This is a genomic window from Microcoleus sp. B7-D4 (genome assembly GCF_036705125.1).
In the GTDB taxonomy this organism is placed as follows: Bacteria; Cyanobacteriota; Cyanobacteriia; order Cyanobacteriales; family Microcoleaceae; genus Microcoleus.
Genome location: NZ_JAUBTT010000028.1, coordinates 1 through 4647, shown reverse-complemented (window position 1 = coordinate 4647; position 4647 = coordinate 1). Strand labels below are relative to the sequence as shown.

The 4647-nt window shown below is 46.0% G+C and carries 3 protein-coding genes and 1 pseudogene; all 4 read right to left on the bottom strand.

From position 1 onward, the window contains the following. Positions 1–382: 382 nt before the first annotated feature. Positions 383–1144 (bottom strand): type I methionyl aminopeptidase, encoded by a 762-nt coding sequence (gene map, locus QUB12_RS13360; RefSeq protein ID WP_333143993.1) that lies wholly within the window; start codon positions 1142–1144, stop codon positions 383–385. A 42-nt stretch (positions 1145–1186) separates the two neighbouring features. Then, positions 1187–2263 (bottom strand): glycosyltransferase family 4 protein, encoded by a 1077-nt coding sequence (locus QUB12_RS13355; RefSeq protein WP_333143992.1) that lies wholly within the window; start codon positions 2261–2263, stop codon positions 1187–1189. Between the two features lie 452 nt (positions 2264–2715). Beyond that, positions 2716–3909: a HEAT repeat domain-containing protein gene (locus QUB12_RS13350; protein WP_333143991.1), complete on the bottom strand. Its 1194-nt coding sequence runs from the start codon at positions 3907–3909 to the stop codon at positions 2716–2718. Between the two features lie 305 nt (positions 3910–4214). Continuing rightward, a pseudogene (locus QUB12_RS13345) lies at positions 4215–4630 on the bottom strand (transposase); the annotation flags it as partial. Between the last annotated feature and the right edge of the window lie 17 nt (positions 4631–4647).

Genomic DNA, 4647 nt, shown 5'->3' with positions numbered 1-4647 from the left:
TCTTTTAAGATACAAGGGGCGGGTTTTACAGACAATTTCTGACTGAAACAGACCATCTCGAAAACCCGCCCCCACCCACCCATAAATACAAACCTACCTTTTCGGATTCGGTGAATCGAGCGTTATTCTGTAGGGGGGATTTTCCGACAATTTCTGACTGAAACAGACCATCTCGAAAACCCGCCCCCACCCATCCATAAATACAAACCTACCTTTTCGGATTCGATGCAAATTTCAGGTTGATGTAGGTTATCGGTTGTGGCGGGGCGGGTTTATCTAGATTGTTGATAATCGTTAGATATTGTCGGTGAAACCCGCCCCTACGGGATATGGTTGATTATTGATTTAGGGGTGAGTTTTTCAGATTGTTTGTTAATGATTGCTAAGGCAAAGTCAGAATTTCCACCCCAGAATCAGTCACAGCCAGAGTGTGCTCGAATTGAGCCGAAAGCTTTCGATCCTGCGTGATAGCCGTCCAACCGTCGCCCAAAATTTCCACTTCCCAAGTACCCTCATTAATCATCGGCTCGATCGTAAAAACCATGCCTTGTCTGAGCTTCTTCCCCGTGCCCCGCTTACCGTAGTGCAAAATTTCCGGTTCGGTGTGAAAAACGCGGTGAACGCCGTGTCCCGCAAAATTTCGCACTACCGAAAAACCCTGTGCTTCAGCATATTCTTGAATCGCTGCACCGATGTCACCGGTACGAGCTCCCGGTTTAACTTCTGCAATTCCTCTTCTTAAACATTCCTCGGTTACTTCAACTAACTTTTTCGCTACCGGGGAAGGTTTGCCCACAAAAAAAGTCTTGGAAGTATCGCCATGATAACCATCAACTAAAGGCGTTACATCAATATTAATAATGTCACCTTCTTTAAGAATTTGTTTCGCATTGGGGATGCCGTGACAGACTACTTCATTGACGCTTGCACACAGAGATTTGGGAAATCCTTTATAGCCTAGCGGAGCGCTTTTGGCTCCGTGTGCCAAAGTCCAGCGTTCGGCTTCATCGTTAATTTCTAGAGTGCTGACACCGGGTTTTACCATCGGTTCGAGATGCAGCAGAAGTTCGGCAGCTAAGCGACCTGCTTGACGCATTTTTTCGATTTCTCTACTGGATAAAAGCACTAAACGTTCGGTTGCCATAGTTTTTTCTGTTTGCTTTTTTGTGGTCTATTAAGAGTTTATTTAACTCAACTTTAGAATAGATTTGAACCAGTGTTCACAACGATCGCCCAAAGCTCCTAAAGAGTATTCTACCTCTGCTTGTCGCCGGCAAGCGCTGCGGTCAATTTGGTCTAAGCGGGCGATCGCACCTACCAAGCCATTTACACTATCAGGCTCCACTAAAAAGCCCGTCAGTCCCTCTCTAACAATTTCCGCCGGCCCCCCGCGCTCGTAAGCAATCACAGGCACACCGCACGCTAAACCCTCGATCGCGACATTTCCGAAAGCTTCCACCCAACGTGGTGTCATCAACAATGCTTGGCACTGACGGACTTGCTCTTGCAGTTGGGTTGTGGTCAGAAACCCTAAATATTCTACGGGAGCATCCGGGTAATCTGCACAAATTTTTTGCCAATAATCCTCATCTTGCATTTTGCCCATAATTTTTAGGGGAATGCCTGTAATTTTCGCTGCTGCTACTGCATCTTCTAAGGCTTTTTCCGGGGCGATGCGACCAAGCCAAGCTAATTTGGGTTCCGGTTGGCTGCAAAATTCGTACAGCGATAAATCTATGCCGCTTCCCAACAACCGACACTCCTTGCCAAAGGCGAATGTTTTGGCTTGAGAAGCGGTGTGAACTCCGATCGTACCAGGAAACTGGACGGCGGTTTGTGCGGCAATGCGATCGAGGGCTGCGGAAAGGGATCCCATGCTGATAAAATGGGCGATCGGAGTCCTAAAAAATGGTGTCAAATAAAACGGCAGCCAATCGTAGGCAAAATTAACAATGACATCCCATTCATCCTGAACTTGGCGAGCATATTCCCACATATTCGCCAGCACAGAATCTGCGGGCATCACAATAGGAGCATTGTAATCTTGTGTTTGGGCCGTTACTTGCAAATCACCCGTTATTTCGATTACACAAATTGATTCTAAAACTGAACCTCTCGGCGCTACAACTGCTATTTTATGACCGCGACTCTGTAATTCTTTAGCGATGTTAAGGACTGTAAGTTCTACTCCGCCGCCCAAGCCAGAACCGAGTTGACCGACTGAAGTTGACAGGAACAATAGTTTCAAAGAGTCATTAGTCATTAGTCATTAATCATTAGCCATCAGGCACTGATTCTAACACAATCTATCTTATAAATTCTCCCCTCTAAAATCTAAAATATAAAATTATAGCCTTTCGAGTTCTCATATGAGGTACTCATGGGCATAGGCCTCCGTGGCCTCCGTGGCCTCCGTGGCCTCCGTGGCCTCCGTGGCCTCCGTGGCCTCCGTGGGCATACCTCACCACGCTTGAGAACCGCTATATACCTGTTCTCAGGAAAGTAAGGTACTATTCCAATGGCCTGTTTGGCCTGTTTGGCCTGTTTGCCCAAGAACACCTCATGTTACTGAGAAAGGCTATAAGCTGTCACGCATTTAAATTGCATATTCAGGGCGGGCTTTTTGGCCCAACCCCTACTCCCCACAAGACGGCGAATTGTTTGTTGACATTCTATTTAAATGCACAACAGCTTACTTAAAAATTGCTAAATTTATTAATCCATCCCAGAACGCGGACGGAGGCGGTTCAACTGATTGATGGCCCAGCGAGCAGTTTCCTGAACTTCTGGATCTGGATCGTCTGTCGCACGGTGCAACAAGTAACTGATTTGATTCACCAATTCGTAAATCCGCGTCAAGTCGCGAATCGCATTTTTACGCACTTCGGGATTTTCATTTTGCAGCGAAATTGACCAGGCATTATTCATGGGTTTGAGAGTGCGAATGCCAATTTCCGAGAGACTTGCCAAAATTAAACTGTACTGGCTCGAGTCGGAATTTGCTAGCAAATCGAGCAACGGCTCAACTGCTCTGGAATCTCCCCGCTGGCCGAGTTCCCAAATTGCTTTGCGCCTCAAAGCCGGATTTAGGTGCTGCAAATCTTCAATCAGTGCTTCAATAATATCAACTTTAGGTCTACCATCCGTTTCGGGAAGGGCAATACCTTTCTTCTTCGCTAGGGAATCGGTTTGATTAGTTGTTTCGGGAATGTTGAAACCTGTGTTGCTGTACCCATTGCTCTGAGTTTCCAAGGGCGGGGTGTCGGAATTAATTCGATCGCCCTCGACTGCTGCATTCTGGGATTCCGGTTCCCCGGATTCCAGGATAAACGGTAAAGGTTGATCGCTGCTCTCGATACTGTAGTTTTTTGGCAAACCAAAAGGGTAGGGCAAGGCTGACAGCGATTGTCCTCCAGAAGAATTCTCTTGCGGTCTAATTTCGTGCGAGTTTATAGGAGAATCGGGATTAGTAAATTGAGAGTTTCTTTGGTTGTGGCGATCAAATCTTCCCCGTCTTCGCTTAGAATAATTTGACTCGTCACTGCTAACTAATTTGAGCATGATAAATACTGCCGCTGCCGTGACGACAACTGCTGCCAAACCCAACATTAAGAACCCCCGCTGACGAGACAAAATGACGAGCAAATTGGATACCGATTTCGGGATATTAGAATTAGATTTGGACGTTTTGGACGGCTGAGATTTGTTTTTATCGGGCGCTGGAGACGGTTTTGGAGGCTTGGAATCTTGGCGATCGTCCGGGGGAGAGTTCGCCTGAGCAATTTCTTGGGAAACAGCACGCGCAGAGGCATTGAGTACCTGGTGCCCTCCGTCGGCACTTGGACTGAACGCAGCGCCCAGACAGGCAATGCAGGTGAACAAACATACAGAGGAGCGGTAATGCGCCATAAGACTCAATCCGGGTTTTGAGAGGCAACGCCGCATGACGAGCTTTAGTTTAACCTTGAGTTAGCTCGATCCTAGCTGCTATGGGCTTAACTAACTTACAAATAGCACCAGACTAGCGAAAAACCCTGGTTTGAGAGGGCACCGAGCCAGATATTATAAGCACAATTGTGTCATTGACGTGCAACTCCTTTAAATAATTAGTTTAATTAGGGTTTGCTGAATAATCGATCGCAAACTAAGAACAGGAGTGATCGATATATTCAAGCAGAGTTATATATAAGTTTTTTCGGTATCAAGTCCCCCAATTATAATTGGGGATTATCTTCAACCCAAAAACAGGTGTTCTTTTTCCAAATAGACAGAAAAACACACAAAAAACCCGGCGCCACCAGGTAGCATCGGTTCATAACCAAAAAAGTAATTGCAATAACCGTACCAGAGGTATTATCAAGTTTAGCCATAACTCTATTGAGACCGAATCTTCTTTTCCGCAAGCCCCAAACTTTCCCTCTATTGCATTTCTAATTCTTTCATCTTCTAAAGCTTGCTTCTTTTTTGCTTTACTCACATTTGCTGGGGGTCTTCCTAGAGGTGGCCCACTAATTCTAATGCCTCTTTCTTTACACCATGCTCGGTTTTCTCTTGTACGGTAAATGCGATCGGCATGAACGGACTCGGGATAATATCCTGTGAATCTATAATAAGCTTCTAAAGAGTGCTTTTAAGTCCCCTGATTCG